Genomic DNA, 19,949 nt, shown 5'->3' on the forward strand with positions numbered 1-19,949 from the left:
AGATGAGGAAACCAACATGAATACTTTATTTGACTTTATCAATTGTCCTCAGAGAACTTCTAAAAAGAGGGATGTAGGGATAACTTCACTTCTTGACAAAGGATTAGGTGTGGGTGCACTCAATGACTTATTGAACGTTGCTTCGGAGTATATTGATTTGGTGAAATTTAGTTTTGGGACAGCTGTTGTATTATCACAGGATATTCTTAAGGAAAAAATTGTTCACTTGCAACAAAAAGATTGTGAAGTCTGTTTTGGTGGCACTCTGTATGAAATTGCAGAAAAACAGGGGAGCTTTGATGCCTATTTGAACTTATGTAAGCAACTAGAATTAAATTACATTGAAATATCTGATGGTGCGGTGCCAATTCCTTATCAAAGAAAGCTTGATTGCATAAAGCAAGCAAGCGATTGTGGTTTCATTGTGTTGAGCGAAGTTGGTAATAAGAATCCTGATATTGATAATGCGATTCACATTGATGAAAGAATAGATATGGTAAATCGAGAGTTAGAGACTGGTAGTTGGAAAGTTATTATTGAAGCACGAGAATCAGGTACGGTTGGCTTATTCGATAGTTGTGGAAAAATAAACACAGATGAATTTTTTACTCTTATCAATGCTTTACCAGCAGAAAAATTAATATTTGAAGCACCTAAGAAATCACAGCAAGCCTGGTTTATTAATCAACTAGGGGTAGATGTTAATCTTGGTAATATTCTTCCTGAAGATGTCATTAGTCTTGAATCATTAAGACGACAGTTAAGAGCTGACACATTATGTCAGTATTAGTTGTTGAGTTTTTGCTTGGTGTAACTGGGGCAAAAATTGCTGCGAAACGAAATCATACGGTAGTGGTCATTGATGTATTAAGAGCGAGCAGCACGATTGTTACCTTACTCGATAAAGGTGTTCAAGCTATTAAACCTGTTGAATCAATCCACCATTGGGATGGGTTGATCATTGGTGAGGAAGATGGTCAGCGAATAAATGGTTGTCATTTAAATAACTCTCCGACTGAGGTTAAGGAAATGTCCTTTAATCGTCATGAAGTCGTGGCCATTAAAACCACAAATGGTTCTGCTTGTATCATGGCGTCAAAAAGCATAAATAATCATGTACTCATTGGTTCAGCCCTCAATGCAAAAGCAAGTGCTGCTCTGGCTAGCTCAATTGCTATTCACAATGGTGGATTTATTAGTATTGTTTTGGCTGGTTGGCGGGGGCAAATTGCATTGGATGATTTATATATTGCTTCGCTTATTTTCGATAATATTCCCCACAAAAAGCTTTTAACAGGTGTTATTAAATACCAAGGAGTAGATGATTTGTATTCGGCAATGATAGGGACAGAAGCTGCAAAACGATTACATAAATTAGGCTATGAAAAAGATATTTTAACCTGTGCACAACAAGATGTTACACAAACTGTACCTTACTATGATGGTGAGTTGATACGTTCTTGGCATCCTACAGGAGATAACTAAACAAATTAGTCCGTAATTTTATTTAGCCTAATCAACTCAATTTAATTTTAAAGATAGGGAGGAGCGTTTAGGCAAGGATAAAGAGCCAGTAAATACAAGGTGAATACAATAATGGATACATGGTTTTTTATCTTTGTATTAATAGGTTTTGGCGCACAAATGATTGATGGTGGTCTTGGAATGGGTTATGGCATGATCAGTATGAGCATACTAATGGCCTTAGGGATACCTCCTTCGTTAGCTAGCGCCGCTGTGCATACATCTGAAATATTTACAACGGGGTTCTCGGGCGCCTCTCATCTAATTTTAAAAAATGTTGATTATAATTTATTTCGTTCTCTGGTTATTCCTGGAGCACTTGGTGGAATTATTGGCAGTTTCTTATTGACCATAATCACTGTGCAAATTAAACCTTTTATTGCTTTGTATTTATTGATCATGGCAAGTTTTATTGTGTATAAAGCAGTTAATTTTATCCGTCAGCGTAAAAAAATACATCCAGTGGTGATCTATGACGTCCAGATACCTGACAAATTAGCCCGGAGAAAATGGCATTTAATTATTCTTGGTTTTGTTGGGGGATTTTGTGATGCCGTAGGCGGTGGTGGTTGGGGCGCTATTGTCATATCGACTTTACTTGCTCAGGGCGAAATAGCTCGTTACACCATTGGCTCAGTAAATTTGGCAGAATGTGTAGTAACTATTAGCATTTCCATTATGTTCTTTTTGACTATTGGCATTAAGTATTGGCCAATTATTATTGGATTAGTGGTAGGGGGAGCAATTGCGGCACCCATCTCGGCTTATATAACTCGAATTATTCCTGCACATCTATTGATGTTCTTGGTTAGTTTATTAATCTCGGTTATAAGTTTAAAAACGCTCTGGTCAATTATGAGTTAATTAGTCATATAAAAGGCATCGTCAAGGGGTACCCATATTTTTAAGTAATTCGAAATAATAAGAGCTGTTGTTCCTCTATGGAAGTCTTTGGGATTATCTCTAATCCCTTTTTCTGTATATTTGTAATGAACTTCATTTAAATAATCCTTTAATTTCATCATAAATATAAACCTTATCCTTTCTGTGTCTTTGATTATAAAGCATTAAGCCTTGGACAATTTTGTTTTTTACTTCAGGGCCCTGTGTTTCATGATGTAATTTTATTAATTTTTTGAGTAAATCAAGCTCAGTATCTTCTGCAATAAGCCTATCAATCATAATATAATTTTACATAGGGCTAAAATTTGGTTCTTGAATAACTTTATTTCCACTACTCTGGGGAACAGAGTTTAGGTTACTAAATAGTGTTTGCGGTGTAGAGATGAGCAAGGATGACAGTTTTGCATCGGTTAATTTTAATTCTTCATCGGCAATAGAAGAATCTTCAGGTGCTAATGTTTTAGCTTGTTTAAGTGACGCTTCTGCTTTATCCCATTCTTTTTCTAATCGATAGGTGCAAGCAATATTTAACCAGGCGTCAGCGATTTCTTGTGAATCTTGAGTTTTTTCTAGAATAGACGAAAAATAGTTTCTTGCTTCTTGGAAGCACTCCTGTTTGAAAAGAGACATTCCCATTTGGCTAATTACAATAAGGTGATCTGAATCCAAGTGAATTGCTTCTAAATAATATTTTTGTGCTTCTTTGTAATCTTTATTTCTATAAAGATGGTGACCACATTGCGCTAAGCATTCTGTAAGATTTGATAAAATAATATTTTTTAGACCAATATCATCTTCTTTACATACATCTAATGCTTTCTTGTAATACTGAATTGCATAATTAAAATTATTAGTGATGTTTTTCTGCGTCGTTTCTTCATCCTCAATCGCTTTTTTAAGAAGCTCAATATATTGCTCGTACCAATTGGCTATACTACGTAAGAACATTGGATTATCGCTGCAAATTTCTAAGGCTTTTTTAATAAAATTCTGTGCTCCATTAAAAAATTTAGCACTTTTTGGTAGGTCTGTTTCGAGGTAATGCTGAGCAGATTTTAGATATAGCAAGCCCATATTGTGCCAAGCAGAAGCACAAGATGGAAAAACATGAGTTGCTGTCTCATAGCATCTTAAGGCCGCAGTATCTTTATTTGCAGCCTCATAACATTGACCCACTACATCAAATGCATAAGAAACATTAGCTACTTCTGAAGAATTATTTTGCTCTAAGTAAATAAATTTTTTTAAAGGGTTAATAGCTTGTTCTTTTTCATCACAGAAAAAATGACATTGACCTAAATAAAAATAACTTTTTGCATGTTCAGGATTTTCATAAGTTGATTGCAGAAATAGGTTCTTAGCTTTTTCATAATTACTTTCATGAAATGCGTTTACTCCGTCCTTATAAAATAAGTTGGGCATATTAAATCCTATAGCTGGTTTAAAATGTTCGGAATTCTAACATGTTCTCTAAAGTGTACATATCCGTGATTTTTTTTGCAGGCGCTATCCTCGTTATATAAATTTTAAGAGATAAATATTTTCCCTAGGATCATTCGAACCTGGAATCCATCCTCCGTTCAACCTAGGGGTACTTAAGGTCTTTAGCTATCTCATTGCCAGATATGCGGTAAAAACTATCTGGCACAATGAAAACTTAGATGATTCTATAATTAAATGGGTAAAATCACCCATCTGATTGCTGTTCAAAATGTATTAAAATTGCAACATTTGTCTAATGGACCTTTATTGCGATGTTACAGAATAATTGAGATATTCTTTTCACAATGTTTAATTTTCTGCCTAAAAAAGAAATTATAAGTGAGTTGACTGTTTGTAAAACTTGGAGAGAAGTGGGGCGAGATAAACGATTATGGTGCAATGAATCCTATGACAGATTTCGGGACACGATAACAAGTCTAGATTATCAATTGAGAGATTTTATATTAAGTGATGTCATTGACTTAAAGCTTGCAAAACAACTACAAACCTTATGGGACATAGACAATACGAGACGTGCGAAACAATTGCAAAAGCTTTTCTCCGTGCTAAATCTCGTGAGGCAAAAGTCTAACTATTTACTATACTTAAAGTGTAGATTCAGTTGAGGCGCAAGCCTCGTCCTGATCTGCAACCACCTTCGGGTGGTTTTTTTTTGCCTTTATCAAATGGATGAATGACATGGGGTTAGAGCAACGCTAAAAGGGATTTTTCAAAAACGCCCGAACCCAAAGGGCGTCTTTATTCTCGAAATCAATACCGTTTTGATGTGATTGTATTGATTTGGACCCAGCACTTGTGTGCCTTGGAAAGCAGTGGTCGACGCGGCCTTTGAAGTTCGAAAATATTTTAATGAGTTAAATTTGGTATCGTTCATTAAAACGACCAGTGGAAAGGGTCTACAGGTCATTGTTCCTATAAAACCGCAACATGGTTGGATTGCAATTAAACAATTTACCAGGTCTTTGTTGAAACGTTAGAAAAAGTAAATCTGAAGCGTTACATCAGTGAATTGGCGACAAGATCTTTCAGATTAGCGTAAGCTCAATCGAGGTGAGAAGCATATGCTTTTGGGTAAGCTCAGCGGTTTAAGAAATTCTTTCTAAAAGCATTTCACACTGGAGAGAATACAGGAAATAGCTATTGCACGAAAAGGGAAGCGGTTCAATTTGGTGAATGCCGAATTGCTCTTTGATTTTTCATAATCGATATCGATGTTGAAACGATCACACATGGTTAAAACCCTTTGTTAAATTTTGAGCTACTCTTAAAAAGTACCTTATTTGTTATAGGACAAAATCATGAAAAAATCTCCAAATTCCTCAAAAAATCAGACCAAAGGAAAAATTAAAAAAGATAATTTAAAAAATATTTCCGGCGGTAGGATATTTATCCCCGAAAATCTACCTTCCCCTGATGAGATTCGTCGTATATTGGATGAGCGTTTAAAACGTTAAGTGGCTACTTACTTTAAATAGGCGACAGGAAGTTCAAACCATCGTGTGGTGTAATGGGGAGACTTTAATTGTCTCTTCATTGACCATGATTTTCTAAACCCTTCGGCTGCCAGTCGCACCGTTCTCGGTCCGTATTTTTGATTAATCCCATCAATATGTTTTATCACTTTTTCTGTTTGCAGAATGTCCTCGTCTGCGGGTTGATGAAATAAATCCATTTGCCGATATTGCTTATCAATTAAATCTGCCAATAGCGCACCACATTTATGATATTGAATATCTTTGCGATAGATGCGTTTAAGACAAAATTTAGCAGCGGTTGTTAAATACCTCACATCATCGGTTGGATTTACCAAGCGAAACCCGATTGAATTGGAATATTGCGTTAAATCTTCGCGACTGGGTAGGCTCAATACTTTTATCAACAATAAGCATATCGCCTGGTTGAATGCCGACATCGGTCATCGAATCGCCTGCGGCGATTAAAAAGAAAGTAGAAGCAGGTGTTTAATTAAATGTTCGTTTAATCGAGGTAAGATTCGATATAATCATGGGCAGGGGAGGGAAAACCTGCCCGAACTTTGGAACTGTAAAGAGGAATTCCTTGGTGTTGGTAATAGCTTTTTCAAGTAAGTCTCAATTCATTCAAATCGGAAATATTTTCTGCTATTACGATTAATCAAATGTTAATAGACGCGGTTTTTCAGCCCAGCCTATAGTTGCTTTATATTTGACAAATATGCGCTATTAAATTACATTCCCCGTTCATTCGTTTTGGAAGATGTTATGGAAGTCTTTAAAATTTTAAATAAAGTGTTAGGTGCGATTTTATTAACACTACTTTTCACTCCTCTTATAGTATTAGCAACCATATCTCGACTATTTAATTTTATAGACCTGTTATATCAAGGCAAAATAGGTAAAGTTTTTTTTTCGTTTGCAGTGTCTCCATTTACCGCTTTACTGACTGCCGTAATAGGCACTGCTATTTTGCTTGAGCAGGGTTGGAAAATCGGACTGACTAGGCTTTTTCTTACTGCTCCCGCGAGAATCATGCACTTTTTTAAGAAACAACTATCTTTTGGTATTCAGGAAGATGAATCTATTAATGATATTTTTGTAAGCTCAGCAGCCTCATCAGGCTTAAATGGATTTGTAACTTCAGGCTTTTTTGGTAAGTTAACATTAAAATTGTTATCTTTGTGTGCGCCAATGGAGGTTTACCTTTCTTATGATGCAAAGACGGTATCACCACATAATGATGTTAGCATTTATTTTACAGAGAAAAATTTAAGTATCCTCAAACAAAAATATGAGTTAATTGCACGTGAGCAATCTTCACAAATCTCAAGTGAAATTAATAGCTATCTAGTTTCAAAGCTTAAAGAGGCCAAGCTCAAAGCTGAAGAATTAAGCCATTTACCTTCCAGTGATGATACAAGAACGGGGAAATTGCAAAGTGCTCAAGATGAGCTTGAAGCAATACAGTCAGCACAACGATGTGTTGACTATTTTATAAAAAATGAAAAGACAGCTCCTGACTTGAGTGGTCAATTTCAATGCACTCCCACTACGGTATTAAATTATATTTGGCTTGCAATAAAAAATGAATGCCCAAATGAGCAAAATAATAATTCTTTAAAAGAAAAGTTAATTTGGACACTTTTCCAAATACAAAGAGGTTTTAATATAGTTAATGGTGGAAAAGGACTTGATATGCCTGAATGCCCCAGCGGTGCGATAGGTCTGCTCGTAAGAGTTATTTGCGATGAGCAGGAAAAAATGCCTAACTCTGAATATAGGGCAGCTGATCCAAGCCCAGCGAATCTAACTCTTGCCTTAAAAACCGCATTAGATCGTCCTTTTACCTCTTCATATAAACTGATTGTTAGATCGACAAGACAAAAATACAATAATGATCCACAAGCTTATAAGAATGAACAGAAAGAAAATATAGCTAAAGCGTGGAAAGTTTCTTTTGCTCCTCTATTAACTTCTGGTGTTTTGCAAGAAGATAATTTGAATGAGATAATTGACAAAGGAGTTGATGCTTGGGAGCCTCCGTTAACAAGAATATAAGGAAGCTTTTTATCTAATCCCGTCAGCGTAGATACTGTCTTGAAAAGCAAACCCAGTTTACTGAGTAAGATTAAGCGATTGTTAGTGGAGACGCGAATGGAAAATTTGGTAGAAAATGATATTTTTATTGATGAAACAGAGAATTCAGCAATAAACGCTATCATAAAAAAGGGGATAATTGACTATAACGCCCCATTTTTTGGTTCGACCTCTTCACTGCCTTTCACTATTTATGTCAAGGATTTCAAATCAAATGTTATTGCAGGTCTTACAGGTTTTTACAGAGAGAAATATGCGCGTGTAGATTTATTTTGGGTTCATAATGAATTTCGTAATCAAGGGCTAGGTAGAAAGTTGATTTTGAAATTGGAAGAATTCAGTAAAACAAAAGGATGCCGCTATATTCAACTGGATACGTTTGACTTTCAGGCAAGACCTTTTTATGAAAAATTAGGGTTTGAATGTATTGGTACTATATCTAAGTGGGTTGAAGATAGGGACTGTCACTTCATGAGAAAAATCATATCTCAATTGAAGAGCTAATTACTAATAGGAATATTAAATCAGATATTATGTGATAGAAATTCGACTTAGATTTTTATTTAGAGAGAATATGGATGAAGCAATTTCAAAATATTTTATTTGTAAGTGATGTTACTAAAGAAGAAGTTAAAGCCTTAAAACACGCAATAAAATTAGTTGAAGTAATAATGAATTGAATGTTTTGATGGTATGCCCACCATTAGAGAATAGTCTTGCTGAATATAAAAATTCTTATGAAACTTTTCTTTTAGAAAGAATGGCACAAAACATTGAAAAAACAAAAATAGACTTGAATATGCTTAAACCAAAATTAATTAAATTAGATATTGAGTGGGGAACTACGCCTGATATTCGTATTATTCAACGAGTAATTCGTAACTCTTACGATCCATTATTTAAAAGGGAGTCCAACGGAACTTATTCCCTCCGTTATTGCTGAGAAAAAAATTGATGTTTTAATTATGGGATCGGGGGTCACCCATCTTGGTTTGAGCGAGAGTGAACTTGGGCAAAAGACCGGAGAAGAGCTTATAGCTATATTGGGCCCCCTCAAAGGTTCGGGAATTACGCATCTTGATTTGAGTAGGAATAATCTTGGGCAAAAGACCAGAGAAGAGCTGGTAGCAATATTGGGTCTCTTTAAGAATTCGGGAATCACTCATCTTAATTTGAGCACGAATGAACTTGGGCAAAAGAGCGGAGAAGAGCTGGTAGCTCTATTGAGCGTCCTCAAGGATTCGGGAATCACTCATCTTAATTTGAGCACGAATGAACTTGGGCAAAAGAGCGGAGAAGAGCTGGTAGCTCTATTGAGCGTCCTCAAGGATTCGGGAATCACTCATCTTAATTTGAGCGGGAATGAACTTGGGGAAAAAACCGCAGAAGAGCTGGTAGCTCTATTGAGCGTCCTCAAAGATTCAGGAATTACCCATCTTGATTTGAGCAGGAATAATATTGGGCAAAAGACCAAAGAAGAGCTGGTAGCACTATTGAGCGTCCTCAAAGATTCTGGAATTACCCATCTTGATTTGAGCGAGAATAATCTTGGGCAAAAGACCAGAGAGGGGCTGATAGCACTATTTAGCGTCTTCAAGGATTCGGGAATTACCCATCTTGATTTGATCGGGAATGGGCTAAGAGGTAAATCAGCAGAAGATTTGAGGCTTATTTTCCAAGCAATACCTCAAAATATTGAAACAGTCTCTTTAATGACTCGCGAATTAAAGGTGATGAGCCCAGAACAACGCCAAGCCATTCAAACACGCTTTCCTAGAGCAGAGCAAATTATTTTAGCTGATGAATATGATAATGAACCATTAAACCCATCTTTAAGTAGAGCCGATGCCAATACTTATATACGCCTTGGATTTCAGGCATCCACCCCATCATTATTTAATACAGCCTCCTTCTTTATTGCGAGGAATAACGATAAGCTCGGCCCCAAAGAGGAAAGCAAACTCACCGAAGCTGCAAAAGAAGGTATCAATCAGTTTAGAAAATGAATAAATAACTTTTAAGGCTCCCAAGCTTAGGTTATTAAATGAAAAGTTATTTTTAAACAACTGATTACAACTTCAAGGACTAATTCACCCTTATGTGACAAATTGAGACAGTATCGTTAGAACTATTTTGTTCTACAGAGTTAAAAGCATATTAACAGTTAAATTGATTAAAATATATTCAAAAGATAAAAAATTGACTTTTTTGGGAGTGGATTCTACATTTTGACACCAATTCACTTTCTCCGTGGTTGACTTATTATTACTCAGTGCATGTGGAGGGCGCTCCTGAAAAAACTGAACAAGCCAAAATGAAGGATTTGGCGAAATTTATAAATTTCTTTCAGATGGAAGTAGGGCATGATTTGGTGGATAGTTGGACACCGGCTGTTAGTAAGCACTTTCAGAAGCATTTATGCAAAACCATTTCCGAAAAAACCAGCAAGCCATATAAAGCAACTTCAATTAATCGCACCATGGCAACAATTCGTCATTTGGGTCGATGGCTTTATCAACAACGTCCTTTATTAGCAGGCGACCCCTTAGCGCAAGTTAAAGATTTACAAACCTATGCTCCAGATTGGAACGGACTTACTTCACGTCAATTAATGAGACTAAAGTCTGCTTGTGAGCAACGTATATTTATTGTTAGGGACAGGACTTCGTGAGTCAGAAGTAGTTTCATTAATGTGTGTCAGTATCGACAAAAAGGACTATGTGACGTACTACGCCATATGTCAAAGCGCAATCAGTCAAAAAATTCCTCTGCCACAAGAGAGTAGGGTGTACTTAGATCACTATCTAAAAAGAGCAGCTCAGGAAGATGAATCATTATTTGGGATGAGGGCAAATCCTCTTATTTTAATTTAACAAGTTCAATTTGATATGAATTTGGTTAATCTCGCTTGGTAAAACTCTACTGGATCGTTTTGTTCGCTGAATTTTGAAAAATATAAATCCCCATTAACGATTAAATTTTCCGTATATTTATTTATAGGTTTATATTTGTATAAAATGTTATTTACTCTCATGATTTCCACTCACTCTACATTATAAATTACATCTATTTAGTATGGACTTTAGTGTTCTAAATTAAAATGATTGTGCTCAAGACAATGTAGGTGTTGGAGGGTAAGTGTAATTTGCTAAGTCTGATGAATCCTAGAATCAGACCGAACCAAAGATTGGTTGTAAACCCCTTCCACTGGCCTATCAAAAATATCAAATTTAACCTAAATTGGAGTTCCCAAACTCTGTGCATTAATCAAAGTTCATTTTAAATAACTATCTTATGCTTACCGAATAAAGGTTATAAAACCTAGGTCAGGCCTACCCATCTTAATTTTCAGTGTACAAATTTTAACTATAATTTAAGTTATGGCTCAGAATTAACGAGAATTTTCATGAAATCAGATTCCCTTTCCCAGCTTGTTGATCTCATTAAGAATAATTCAGAGAAAATGGAAGAGTTAGATGAAATCCCCTATATGTTTATTGATGAAAGCCGTCTAATGATCTATACGGCTAAGCCAGAGCCAAGCTCGTTAATAAGAAAGATAGACGTTTTTTTGAGTTTTGGTTCTAACTTACCGATTTTACAAATAACGAACACAAAAAATGAGAAGAGTTTATACAAAATTAAAGCAGGTAAAGAAGCTGAACTGCTTAAAGCTTTAAAAGACGCAGGGATTCCTCCTGATTTGGCTTTTTTGAGGCCGCGAGTTCCTTCTCTAAGTGATCAGGAATGGGATAATCTAAAAAAATACGATGAAGAAACCGAAAAATTGTATCAGGTCATTCGTCAAAATATTTCAATGAATGTTTTAAAAAATATAGACCCGAATTCAGATGAAATCGTACTTATTGATATAGGCACGGGTCTAGGAGATTGTTTAGATGTAACAACGACCTCCTTACATGAACTTGGCAAGTCAATTAGGTCAATTGGTATAGATACTAGTGAAGCTAACATTACGACCGCAAATAAACGTTTCTCTGCTAAAAATTATCTTTTTATTAAGGAGGACTCAAAAAATGTGGAGGCTTTTTTAAATCGGACATTACCATTATCGAGTGAACCATATACCATTATTACCGCGAGTGGCTCTTTAACAAGGGAGGTTTTAAATAATACGCTCGAAGCCCATACGATCCTTCAACAGCTACTAAGAGGGGGGGCTGATCTTGTTGTGATAGGGGGTAAAACAGAACCTTTAGTAACAAGACGTATAGCAAAAAAAGTGGGATGGAATTGTGATCTTGTGCCCCGTTCAGATTTTGAGTTAGCAGGAATTTATATACTCACTCCAAATCCAAGTTACTTACCAAAAATAAAAAATAATCATCTGGATTTATCCCTTCATGCACATCCTTTAAGTTTACTTGAAAAATATCCTAAAGCAGATTTGAGTAAAATTATTAGTATCGATTTAGGATTATCTTATTTAAGATCTCATGAAGTTGACCAATTGTTAGAGTTATGTCCTAAACTAAAAACGATTCAAATCGCCGGCATAGAGCCTTGGGTAAAATCAATGGAGTCGGCTTTGAGCAATACCGATATCATGCTATCAAAAAGGCCAGAAAACTACATTGATAATTCAAACTCTAACCCAAATAAATGGGAATTGAAGAAAACATCATCTAATTTTTACAATAGATATTTTCTTTCTCTTAATAATAAAAAGATTGATTATCTGCAGAGGGTTATACAAGAAAACCCTGAAATATATATATGGGCACCGGTCGTTACAGAACATGGTATTGTATCATCGCTTCCTATTACTTCTCGTGGTGATTACACCAAAGAGAATTTAGACGGCTTTCTTAAGAAATTAGAGTTCATGGCTCTTGAAGGAGACTATGCTGCAGCCTACGCTTTAGCAATAAATTATGAGAAAGGTTATAAACATTACTTTCTATTAGGTAACTATGTTGGAGAGTCTAATTTTTATGATTTAGATAAAAGTTTAAAATATTTTAATCTCCTCTTTGAAAAAGGTTACCCTGTTGAAAAAGATATTCAAAGAGTTCAGGAAAAAATCGACCAAAATAAAACCTCATTTGATATTTATAGAGAAGTTTTAGAAGCAGGAGAGCTTGACTTAGAAGAAATTGATAGTGGCGTTGAAAAAGGGGACCTAGTAGAGAGTGATAGAGTCAACGCTGAGGAGAAATTTAGCCAATATGAACCCTCCGTTGATGAGCTTAAAGAAATGGTCAAATTAAGTGAACTTGATTTAGAGCAAATTGAAAGCGGTTTACCTGAGGACACTGAAGACTACATAGGTGAGTCAGAAGAACAAGATAATATAGAAATGAAAGAAAAGTCATCTAACCTAAATAGATACGCTCTCTTTTCTAGTGCGAAAAACGTGGATAGTCTTAAGGAGTTTATACAGAGCCAGCCTGAGAAATATATTTGGTTCCCAATTAAAACAGGCAATGGCTATGTATCTAGGGTCGATACTAAACCCTTGTTTTTGTTATCACCAAAAAATGAATTAGATAACCATCTTAAAAAATTAGAAGCCATGGCCTTTAATGGAGATGACGCTGCCGCTTATACATTGGCATTAAACTATGAGAAAGGTTACAAATATCATTATTATAGACATGGTTATGTGGACTGTACTTCCTTAAAAAATTTAGATAAAAGTTTGAAATATTTTCTTCTGTTGCAAAAAAGAGGATATCCAATGGATCAAGATGTCCAGAGAGTTCAAGAAAAAGTCGATCAGAGCAAGGACTCATTTACTTATTTAAAAGAACAGGTAGAGCAAGAAAAGCCTCATCAGGATGAGCAAAAAAATGAAATCAGTTCAACAAACTTGTCTGATAAAACACCCTAAGGGTGTTTTCAATTAATTTTTTTAATAAGTCTGATTATTTTGATAATCAGACTTAGTGTGCAGGGGTGAAACGTGGATTCTAAAATAGGAATTGCATGGCCTCATAGACTTCAGGCCATGCATACTACTCGATTAGCAATAATAAGTAGCTTTCAAGAATACATTACGTATAGAAAAGCGCTGATCTATAGTCAATCTATTCGCACCTTCTACACGACGATAGCGTTCAGAAGCTATTTCCGACCAGTAGAGCTCTGTATTTAAACCAACTTCAAGTCCTAATCGACTACCACCGGCAAAGTCATAATTGGCAGCAGCTACAAGATTGGCACCTAACACAGGAACAACCCATAAAGTAGAATCATAGCCTCTGTGATAGGTGTAAAAATTGCTTAGTGGCAAATTGGGAACCGGCACTCCTGTTGTAAGATACTCATTTATTTGTGCCTTTCGTGAACCACCAAGAACTGCCAGTGACAAATCGCCACCTATATTAAAATAGCGGTTAAAATCCCAATAAGCTCCCGCTCCTGCTTTGGGCCCAATAGCCCAATATTTAGCTTCGTATTGAACATAATCTGATTGAGGAAATGGTTCGCCAAAAATATCGGTAGTCGTACCGTTGTATGTCGTACTGAAACCTTTTTTAAATTCTGTTGCTTTAATTCCGTAAAATCTGGAAAAACGGATTTGGGGTGCAAAAGTACTTTGAACATTATTGTGAGTAACCAATTCACCGCTTTGATATTTAAAATAACTGCTTATAGATGCTAGAGATGGACCAATTAATGTAGGATTGTTATCAAAATTTCCCATCACCAGACTCGTGGTATTCTTCATGACTGCGCCCGCTTCTGAGTTCCCAGCAAACTGGGTGCCACGATTTCTCAGGTTTGTATAGCTTAAGACTACATCATTGCTGTATTGAGGGCCAAATTGATATCCCAGACTTAAAGCATATCCCCAACGTGGATCAACATCAGATAAATGAGTTACGACATTACCAGTAGGACTTTGGGTATCGGCATAATCAAACTTGTCTAGAGAGTCATCAGTAATGGCACCATATATAGCTGACGCACTAAAGAAAAAACGTCTGCTGTCATCCTGTACATCTCCCATAGCACCGGCAAAAGAAATACCTGCATTAGTAGCTAAAGTCAATCCTAAAAAGCATGCTTTAGGAATACGTCCGTAAGTCATTATTTTTATACTCCTGTCAATTGTATTTAATAACTATTTTTGCTTTTACATAATAACATTAATTTTATTGTGGTCTAGGGCTACGTAGAGTCTTCCTTTTGCTTAATTATGATTTCGAGTAGAAAAAGAACTTTTCCCTGTATCTTATTTCATCTCGGAATGTTCGCAGTCTAATAATCCCTGCAATTCATCCAAAGCAATTTTGTCGTTAATTTTAATTAACGTAACCCAGGCAGCAATAATTTTGTTGTACGTTAAGATTCGTTTGAGTAATTGTTTATTTTTTTCCTTTTCAGCGATCGTATCTTGCAATTGCTGTTGTCTTTTGTCCAAAGTTTGATAGTAATCTATTGCATAAACTAAAGTGGGATTATGTTTTTCCATAGCCCATTTTTTAATGGTTTCTAATCTGTTTTTTTGATAATCGATTAAATCCTTATCATTGTTTTTTGCTGATAAATATTGCAAATAATACATGTCGAGTTGAAAAGGATGTTTATATAATCCCTGCTTAATAATGACTTGATAAAACTCCTGTTCAAATTGATAGATCTTGGGGTTTAAATTGGCAGTTTGATGTTGTTTTAAGCTTTCACGCCATTGTGCATTGATTGTATTGCTGTAAAGATTCATCATGCCATCCCAAATTGACTCCAGTTCATCCCCCTGTTCTTTAATTTGTTGTTCTAATTCAGTTATTTCCTTTGTTTGCACTGCTAGAGAGAGCTGTGCGAATTCTTTCGCTTCAGGAATTATAGAGATAATTTTATTTTCATTAGCTTTGCTTAAATTAGCAAATTGTTTTAAATCTGGGTTATCAATTGACTTAAGTTCATCCCTGTAATTATTAAATTTTTTTTGAATTGCTTGTTGATTAAGATTCGCATTGCGAGAAGCAAACTGATCTTTCATAAAGTAATCGGCCCATAATAATAGATAATAATCAGAGGTACTTATGGGAATATCCACTGTCATGTCGTCTAATATTGCTTGTTGATGGGCAGTAAATATATCTTTTGAGGGAGCATTTAATTTCTGACCGTTCACTATACTGGTTCCTGTATACGCTTCTGTAAACGACCGTTCATAACCTTGATAGGTAGCCCCATCAGCATCGGCGGTGCAACCTGAAGCATAATGATCTGGGGTTGTCGCAGTAAACCCACAGATTCTGGGATTAGCACTGGGATAACCATTCTTTAATTTGACTGATAATTGGTGAAAGCCGCCGGAATAACATTGTGACATAGCGAACACTATATGCTGACTTGGTACTTGTTCAAGCAGTGAACCAAGTTCATTTTTAGATAAGCAAGCTTTAGTAAAGTTTTTTTCATTAGTAAAATTATTGATAAATGGTTTTTTATAGTGCCATAAGTCAATGCAATTATTACTGTAGGGATTGGTATCTTTATCTTCAAAAAAGCCATAAGGCATTCCATGGTCACTAACAAAAAGGAATAAGTTATCATTGGGCTTTAAGGAGCGGGTTTGGGGAGATAAAAAATAATTATTAACTTGCCTTTTAGTTGCACTTTGATTATTGGGAATAATACCAGTCAACATTTCATCTGTTTTATCCTGTTTATTCTGCTTTGTATTAATTTTTTTATGAACGTCCAAAGGTATTGGCTGGTGAAGTTCATTGTTCCCTGCTCCGAAATAAAGGCTCACTCTGTTTTTACCATATTGATTGACGAGAAACTCATAAAGAGTTTTAGTTTGTAAATACTGCGAATAATGATTAAGTCCAGGATTATCCCCACCAGAAAGAACCAGTATTTGGCTGGTAGTATTCCCGATAGTGATATGTAAACAAAAAAAGATAATTAGCAATGAGCGGTTCATTAATAATATCCTCAAGCAAGCTCGTTTGGGGGATGTTATTAACGTTAATTTAAATTGGCCTTGTTATCAAATTTCTTATTTGCATTAAGTTATTTAAAATTTTCTTCTTTGTGGCATAACCCAGCGTTTTTTAGATTCACTGTCTGCTGTTGCTGTTTTATCTGGATTATTCTTTGATAGATTCTCTTCGGATGCATTGTTCGTTTTACCCATTGTGTTAATAAAGGAAGCTGAATATTCCGATGCATTCATTTTCTTACGTTGCATTAATTCTTCTATTTCGGTTTTAGCTTCTGGCACAAGATCTGAAACAGCTTGTAAAATTTTTTCATTTGAATTTTTTACAAGGATATCTACTAATGAGTACCCATCATCATTTTTTGTTCTAATAGCTTCTAACCGCATTTCAGTCGGCAGGCTTTCAAGAGTAATTACTATACCTTCAGGAGAGTCTCGTAACGTTGCGAGATTATGAAGTATTGGGTTGCCATTTAAACGATCTTTTGCATTAATTGCTTGTAATCTATCTTCAGGAGGAACAAGTGATAAAAACTCCTTTAATGACGCGAATTTATCATTTTTATCCGCTAAAAGATGAATTAAAGGGTCACCATTACAATTTTGCTCCAGAGCAACTTCTGCTCTATGTCTTGGGTAAATCAGAGTTAAAATAGCTAATAAGCGGCGATTATCATTAGAATCTCTTGCTGCGATATGCAATAAAGAATTTTGATCATGATTTCTTTCTTTTATAACGTTTAAAAGTTCTTCCTGTGATAGGGGAAGTAGATATTTTTTTATACCCTTTAAACCCTCCTCCACATTCTGTACAATTGTAAATAGAATTAAACATGGATTACGTTCATTTTGACTGACAGAATTCAAATTACTCTCTAGTATCTGATTGGCTATATTTTCGTTAAGAATTTTTGTTGTTTGCTGAGCTAACTTTTTGACACAGATATCTTTATTCATTATTGATAAAACATCATTTAAAGTTACAATTTCATTTCTTATCTCAATACGTAAATCTAAAATTTTACTTTTTAAGTCGTTATCTGTTACGCTATCAATCAGTGACTTAAATTCAACAATGGCAATTAAAGCAGTCGAAATTCCCCCTGATAATTTATAAGCTAAATTTGCAATTGCTTCTTTAAAATTAAGCGCTCTATGCGATATTTCACTGCTCTTTTCAATGTTTCTAGCCATAGCATGAACCTTAGAAAATTTTTTGATTTAGAATAATTATAGTTGCTGAAAGTAAATGGTGGGCTAAACTGTATTTTTACTAAATTAATTGAAAACTATTCGTTTGTATTCCATACTCAGCCTTAATAGAATTAATGAAAATTATCATGAATAACTCGCAAAAAATCGTTTGTCCCACTTGCGGAAAACAAAATACTTGGCACTCCGAAAACTCATTCAGGCCATTTTGCTCAGATCGGTGTAAGTTAATTGACTTAGGTGAATGGGCTCGCGAAACGCGAAAAATTCCGGGAAGCTCTATTGCTCCGGATCTTAAAGTTGCAATCAGTGATCGCTCTGACGATTCAAACGAAAATCTCTTCTGAAAGTTTCATTTTGTCTACATGCCATGCTTTATACATGGCATGTAGAACTCCCGTAGATGTATTGGCCAAATTGTTTGGTCTTATTTGAAAGGCTCGGGCAGTCTATCGTATAAGGCTGCGCCGCCATTAATAATATTTCTTATTGTGTTGTTAAAATCAGCTGCCCTCGCTTCATCTGGTGACGAAAAAAAAGTGTCTACTTTATGAAGGATGTTTGAGCCAAAGCGCCTGTTCTTGCCCAATTCATTCAGATAATAAACAACAGCAGCATTTATAACCACTATAGTACCCAAGCATAACCTGCTATCTATAGGGGCTAAGGAAAGTATGCTGAGATTTAGTAAGGACATGAGGCGCACAGTTTTTGCTGCTTTTACTTGGATTTGATCTTGTGGCATTATCTCTCCTTGTAATGACTAAATTCCAGATTATAAGAAGCAAGATAACACACAAGATTTTGTAATAAACAACTAGTGCTACATTTTTTTTCTGTCTAAGTGTTTAGTAAGTTTTTAAACAATTGCTTTTATATCAATTTAATCCAGAATATTGCATTCACAATGAATACCATCTTTCTTAGGGATAATAATGAACAGGATTTCAAAGTTAATCTATACGCTACTTATTGGAGCAATCAATTTTCTCTTCATCCCAACAGTACAGGCTTTTCATCCTGTATGGACCTTTGAGCCATTGACTGAGACAGAATTCTCAATACCAGCTACAGGTTCTGCAATTGTTCAGTATACAGTGACAAATCACTCATCTCATTTTCACACACTATATTTGGCTCGAGTGGCGGGTATTAATCAAGTAACGACAGTTGGAAATTGTCAGAGTCCACTCAGATTGGCTCATGATGAGAGTTGCACCTTGACTCTGCAAATTAATGCGCGGAATTTACAAGGTAATATTGTAGGAGGGCCTGAGCTCTGCGAGCAGGCTAATCCAAACTTATGTTATCGTCCTGCTTCTGAGAATATATTAAAAATTACGGTATTACCTGTTCCTGGTAATACAACGCTTACCAGCAGTGTAACGACATTAGCATTGCAAGCTGGCGGTGTGGCAAGAGTTATAACCGTTACTAATAGAGGTGTTGATGCGGCGTTCAATGTAACGTACACGCCCTCTCCCGCTTTGCCCTCTGGCACGCGCATTCTCCCTGCCAGTTGTGGCACTATTCTTCCCGGCGGTCGTTGTGTGTTGGTGATTATTCCCGGTGTTAATCCCAGTGCAGCGCCTGGTAATGTTAACCCGTTGCCGATAACGCTCACTATTAAAGGAAATAATACAAATTTATTAACACCCAGCATCAATATTCTTACTTATGGTAGTGTCTATCAATCAGGATTTTTATTTGATATTAACGACAGTACACCCAATAGTGGCAGCATTGGGGGGAAAGTTGCTGCATTAAGCGATCGGAGTTCGCCGGCAATTGGCGTTATCTGGAGTTCTGATGGAAGCGGATCGACCTCGCCTTTCGCAGTATCGGATAATATTCCTGGCATTTATGAAAATTCAATTGCGCCTCCTTGCACTGGAAATAGTGATGGTAGTTGTAACACAGGCGTAATTGTTGCCTATTATTCACCACCTGTTACGAATCCTGCAGTGAACTTGGCTTTTTATGCCGCTGGACTCTGTAGGAGTTCTACAGATGGAGGGTATAGTAATTGGTATTTACCATCAATTTGCGAAATGGGTTACGATACTGCCTCTGCCGGTAGTGGCTGCAGTTCGGGTATACCGGTTGCAAATAATATTGAGTCGAATTTGGTTAATAACAATATTGGTGGCTTTTTGGGGCCTTACTGGAGTTCGACCGAAAGCACAACAATTCCTCTTGGGGACGCTGCATGGGTTCAATTGTATAATCCAGGAGTGGGAAACCTTCAAGGGTCGGATGACAAATATGAACAGCGCGGTGTACGCTGTGTACGAGTAGTTACTCCTTAATCC

General features: G+C 36.0%; 20 protein-coding genes and 1 pseudogene. 13 read left to right on the forward strand and 8 right to left on the reverse strand.

The window, feature by feature from the left end; translation table 11 throughout:
- Positions 1 to 16 precede the first annotated feature (16 nt).
- The 3 genes from PXX05_RS05645 to PXX05_RS05655 all read left to right on the forward strand — a co-directional run bounded on the left by PXX05_RS05645 (position 17) and on the right by PXX05_RS05655 (position 2,388).
- Positions 17 to 790 (forward strand): phosphosulfolactate synthase, encoded by a 774-nt coding sequence (locus PXX05_RS05645; RefSeq protein ID WP_275090086.1) that lies wholly within the window; start codon positions 17 to 19, stop codon positions 788 to 790.
- Positions 778 to 1,485 (forward strand): 2-phosphosulfolactate phosphatase, encoded by a 708-nt coding sequence (locus tag PXX05_RS05650; RefSeq protein ID WP_275090087.1) that lies wholly within the window; start codon positions 778 to 780, stop codon positions 1,483 to 1,485. The genes PXX05_RS05645 and PXX05_RS05650 overlap by 13 nt, the downstream gene beginning before the upstream one ends.
- 111 nt (positions 1,486 to 1,596) lie before the next feature.
- Positions 1,597 to 2,388 (forward strand): sulfite exporter TauE/SafE family protein, encoded by a 792-nt coding sequence (locus PXX05_RS05655; RefSeq protein ID WP_275090088.1) that lies wholly within the window; start codon positions 1,597 to 1,599, stop codon positions 2,386 to 2,388.
- A gap of 132 nt (positions 2,389 to 2,520) precedes the next feature.
- On the opposite strand, the gene PXX05_RS05660 is transcribed toward PXX05_RS05655, so the two are convergent.
- Complete coding sequence (locus PXX05_RS05660) at positions 2,521 to 2,706, reverse strand: hypothetical protein (RefSeq protein WP_275090089.1); 186 nt, start codon at positions 2,704 to 2,706, stop codon at positions 2,521 to 2,523.
- Between the two features lie 9 nt (positions 2,707 to 2,715).
- Entirely contained in the window at positions 2,716 to 3,849 is a 1,134-nt protein-coding gene (locus PXX05_RS05665; RefSeq protein WP_275090090.1) for a tetratricopeptide repeat protein, read from the reverse strand.
- An 893-nt stretch (positions 3,850 to 4,742) separates the two neighbouring features.
- Between PXX05_RS05665 and ligD the strand changes: the two genes are divergently transcribed.
- Together ligD and PXX05_RS05670 are read left to right on the forward strand one after the other, a co-directional pair.
- Positions 4,743 to 4,907 (forward strand): non-homologous end-joining DNA ligase LigD, encoded by a 165-nt coding sequence (gene ligD, locus PXX05_RS15080; protein ID WP_338034435.1) that lies wholly within the window; start codon positions 4,743 to 4,745, stop codon positions 4,905 to 4,907.
- 321 nt (positions 4,908 to 5,228) lie between these two features.
- Entirely contained in the window at positions 5,229 to 5,384 is a 156-nt protein-coding gene (locus tag PXX05_RS05670) for a hypothetical protein (RefSeq protein WP_275090091.1), read from the forward strand.
- A gap of 8 nt (positions 5,385 to 5,392) precedes the next feature.
- On the opposite strand, the gene PXX05_RS15085 is transcribed toward PXX05_RS05670, so the two are convergent.
- Positions 5,393 to 5,842, reverse strand: coding sequence for a DUF4113 domain-containing protein (locus PXX05_RS15085; RefSeq protein ID WP_420844633.1), 450 nt, complete (start codon positions 5,840 to 5,842; stop codon positions 5,393 to 5,395).
- A pseudogene (locus tag PXX05_RS15130) lies at positions 5,778 to 5,985 on the reverse strand (LexA family protein); the annotation flags it as partial. The gene PXX05_RS15085 and the pseudogene PXX05_RS15130, both read right to left, overlap by 65 nt.
- 185 nt (positions 5,986 to 6,170) lie before the next feature.
- Between PXX05_RS15130 and PXX05_RS05685 the strand changes: the two are divergent.
- From PXX05_RS05685 to PXX05_RS05710, 6 genes are all read left to right on the forward strand, one after another.
- Positions 6,171 to 7,463, forward strand: coding sequence for a hypothetical protein (locus tag PXX05_RS05685; protein ID WP_275090093.1), 1,293 nt, complete (start codon positions 6,171 to 6,173; stop codon positions 7,461 to 7,463).
- A gap of 96 nt (positions 7,464 to 7,559) precedes the next feature.
- Positions 7,560 to 8,006 carry a GNAT family N-acetyltransferase gene (locus PXX05_RS05690; RefSeq protein ID WP_275090094.1) on the forward strand — a complete coding sequence of 149 codons (447 nt, stop codon included), beginning with the start codon at positions 7,560 to 7,562 and terminating at the stop codon, positions 8,004 to 8,006.
- 184 nt (positions 8,007 to 8,190) lie between these two features.
- Positions 8,191 to 8,445 carry a hypothetical protein gene (locus PXX05_RS05695; protein WP_275090095.1) on the forward strand — a complete coding sequence of 85 codons (255 nt, stop codon included), beginning with the start codon at positions 8,191 to 8,193 and terminating at the stop codon, positions 8,443 to 8,445.
- 22 nt (positions 8,446 to 8,467) lie between these two features.
- On the forward strand, positions 8,468 to 9,508 hold the full coding sequence (locus PXX05_RS05700; RefSeq protein ID WP_275090096.1) for a leucine-rich repeat domain-containing protein: 1,041 nt from the start codon (positions 8,468 to 8,470) through the stop codon (positions 9,506 to 9,508).
- 308 nt (positions 9,509 to 9,816) lie between these two features.
- On the forward strand, positions 9,817 to 10,173 hold the full coding sequence (locus PXX05_RS05705; protein WP_275090097.1) for a site-specific integrase: 357 nt from the start codon (positions 9,817 to 9,819) through the stop codon (positions 10,171 to 10,173).
- 735 nt (positions 10,174 to 10,908) lie between these two features.
- Positions 10,909 to 13,356: a class I SAM-dependent methyltransferase gene (locus PXX05_RS05710; RefSeq protein ID WP_275090098.1), complete on the forward strand. Its 2,448-nt coding sequence runs from the start codon at positions 10,909 to 10,911 to the stop codon at positions 13,354 to 13,356.
- A gap of 132 nt (positions 13,357 to 13,488) precedes the next feature.
- Here the strand turns inward: PXX05_RS05710 and PXX05_RS05715 are convergent, their stop codons facing one another.
- The 3 genes from PXX05_RS05715 to PXX05_RS05725 form a co-directional block, all read right to left on the reverse strand.
- Positions 13,489 to 14,559 carry an Lpg1974 family pore-forming outer membrane protein gene (locus tag PXX05_RS05715; protein WP_275090099.1) on the reverse strand — a complete coding sequence of 357 codons (1,071 nt, stop codon included), beginning with the start codon at positions 14,557 to 14,559 and terminating at the stop codon, positions 13,489 to 13,491.
- A 144-nt stretch (positions 14,560 to 14,703) separates the two neighbouring features.
- Positions 14,704 to 16,407 carry a hypothetical protein gene (locus PXX05_RS05720; RefSeq protein WP_275090100.1) on the reverse strand — a complete coding sequence of 568 codons (1,704 nt, stop codon included), beginning with the start codon at positions 16,405 to 16,407 and terminating at the stop codon, positions 14,704 to 14,706.
- A gap of 93 nt (positions 16,408 to 16,500) precedes the next feature.
- Positions 16,501 to 17,619, reverse strand: coding sequence for a hypothetical protein (locus tag PXX05_RS05725; RefSeq protein WP_275090101.1), 1,119 nt, complete (start codon positions 17,617 to 17,619; stop codon positions 16,501 to 16,503).
- Positions 17,620 to 17,765: 146 nt separating this feature from the next.
- Here PXX05_RS05725 and yacG point away from each other — a divergent pair, with 146 nt between their 5' ends.
- Entirely contained in the window at positions 17,766 to 17,984 is a 219-nt protein-coding gene (yacG, locus tag PXX05_RS05730; RefSeq protein ID WP_275090102.1) for a DNA gyrase inhibitor YacG, read from the forward strand.
- A gap of 80 nt (positions 17,985 to 18,064) precedes the next feature.
- Here the strand turns inward: yacG and PXX05_RS05735 are convergent, their stop codons facing one another.
- Positions 18,065 to 18,382 carry a hypothetical protein gene (locus PXX05_RS05735; RefSeq protein ID WP_275090103.1) on the reverse strand — a complete coding sequence of 106 codons (318 nt, stop codon included), beginning with the start codon at positions 18,380 to 18,382 and terminating at the stop codon, positions 18,065 to 18,067.
- 190 nt (positions 18,383 to 18,572) lie between these two features.
- On the opposite strand from PXX05_RS05735, the gene PXX05_RS05740 reads away from it, so the two are divergent.
- Positions 18,573 to 19,946, forward strand: coding sequence for an Lcl C-terminal domain-containing protein (locus PXX05_RS05740; RefSeq protein ID WP_275090104.1), 1,374 nt, complete (start codon positions 18,573 to 18,575; stop codon positions 19,944 to 19,946).
- Positions 19,947 to 19,949 lie beyond the last annotated feature (3 nt).

The organism is Legionella cardiaca, from assembly GCF_029026145.1.
Taxonomy (GTDB): domain Bacteria; phylum Pseudomonadota; class Gammaproteobacteria; order Legionellales; family Legionellaceae; genus Tatlockia; species Tatlockia cardiaca.

Excerpts from the sequence above, each read along its gene's own strand:
- PXX05_RS05645 (WP_275090086.1), top strand. The coding sequence starts at position 17 with ATGAATACTTTATTTGACTTTATCAATTGTCCTCAGAGAACTTCTAAA.
- PXX05_RS05650 (WP_275090087.1), top strand. The coding sequence starts at position 778 with ATGTCAGTATTAGTTGTTGAGTTTTTGCTTGGTGTAACTGGGGCAAAA.
- PXX05_RS05655 (WP_275090088.1), top strand. The coding sequence starts at position 1,597 with ATGGATACATGGTTTTTTATCTTTGTATTAATAGGTTTTGGCGCACAA.
- PXX05_RS05660 (WP_275090089.1), bottom strand. The coding sequence starts at position 2,706 with ATGATTGATAGGCTTATTGCAGAAGATACTGAGCTTGATTTACTCAAA.
- PXX05_RS05665 (WP_275090090.1), bottom strand. The coding sequence starts at position 3,849 with ATGCCCAACTTATTTTATAAGGACGGAGTAAACGCATTTCATGAAAGT.
- PXX05_RS05670 (WP_275090091.1), top strand. The coding sequence starts at position 5,229 with ATGAAAAAATCTCCAAATTCCTCAAAAAATCAGACCAAAGGAAAAATT.
- PXX05_RS15085 (WP_420844633.1), bottom strand. The coding sequence starts at position 5,842 with ATGTCGGCATTCAACCAGGCGATATGCTTATTGTTGATAAAAGTATTG.
- PXX05_RS05685 (WP_275090093.1), top strand. The coding sequence starts at position 6,171 with ATGGAAGTCTTTAAAATTTTAAATAAAGTGTTAGGTGCGATTTTATTA.
- PXX05_RS05690 (WP_275090094.1), top strand. The coding sequence starts at position 7,560 with ATGGAAAATTTGGTAGAAAATGATATTTTTATTGATGAAACAGAGAAT.
- PXX05_RS05695 (WP_275090095.1), top strand. The coding sequence starts at position 8,191 with ATGGTATGCCCACCATTAGAGAATAGTCTTGCTGAATATAAAAATTCT.
- PXX05_RS05700 (WP_275090096.1), top strand. The coding sequence starts at position 8,468 with ATGGGATCGGGGGTCACCCATCTTGGTTTGAGCGAGAGTGAACTTGGG.
- PXX05_RS05705 (WP_275090097.1), top strand. The coding sequence starts at position 9,817 with ATGAAGGATTTGGCGAAATTTATAAATTTCTTTCAGATGGAAGTAGGG.
- PXX05_RS05710 (WP_275090098.1), top strand. The coding sequence starts at position 10,909 with ATGAAATCAGATTCCCTTTCCCAGCTTGTTGATCTCATTAAGAATAAT.
- PXX05_RS05715 (WP_275090099.1), bottom strand. The coding sequence starts at position 14,559 with ATGACTTACGGACGTATTCCTAAAGCATGCTTTTTAGGATTGACTTTA.
- PXX05_RS05720 (WP_275090100.1), bottom strand. The coding sequence starts at position 16,407 with ATGAACCGCTCATTGCTAATTATCTTTTTTTGTTTACATATCACTATC.
- PXX05_RS05725 (WP_275090101.1), bottom strand. The coding sequence starts at position 17,619 with ATGGCTAGAAACATTGAAAAGAGCAGTGAAATATCGCATAGAGCGCTT.
- yacG (WP_275090102.1), top strand. The coding sequence starts at position 17,766 with ATGAATAACTCGCAAAAAATCGTTTGTCCCACTTGCGGAAAACAAAAT.
- PXX05_RS05735 (WP_275090103.1), bottom strand. The coding sequence starts at position 18,382 with ATGCCACAAGATCAAATCCAAGTAAAAGCAGCAAAAACTGTGCGCCTC.
- PXX05_RS05740 (WP_275090104.1), top strand. The coding sequence starts at position 18,573 with ATGAACAGGATTTCAAAGTTAATCTATACGCTACTTATTGGAGCAATC.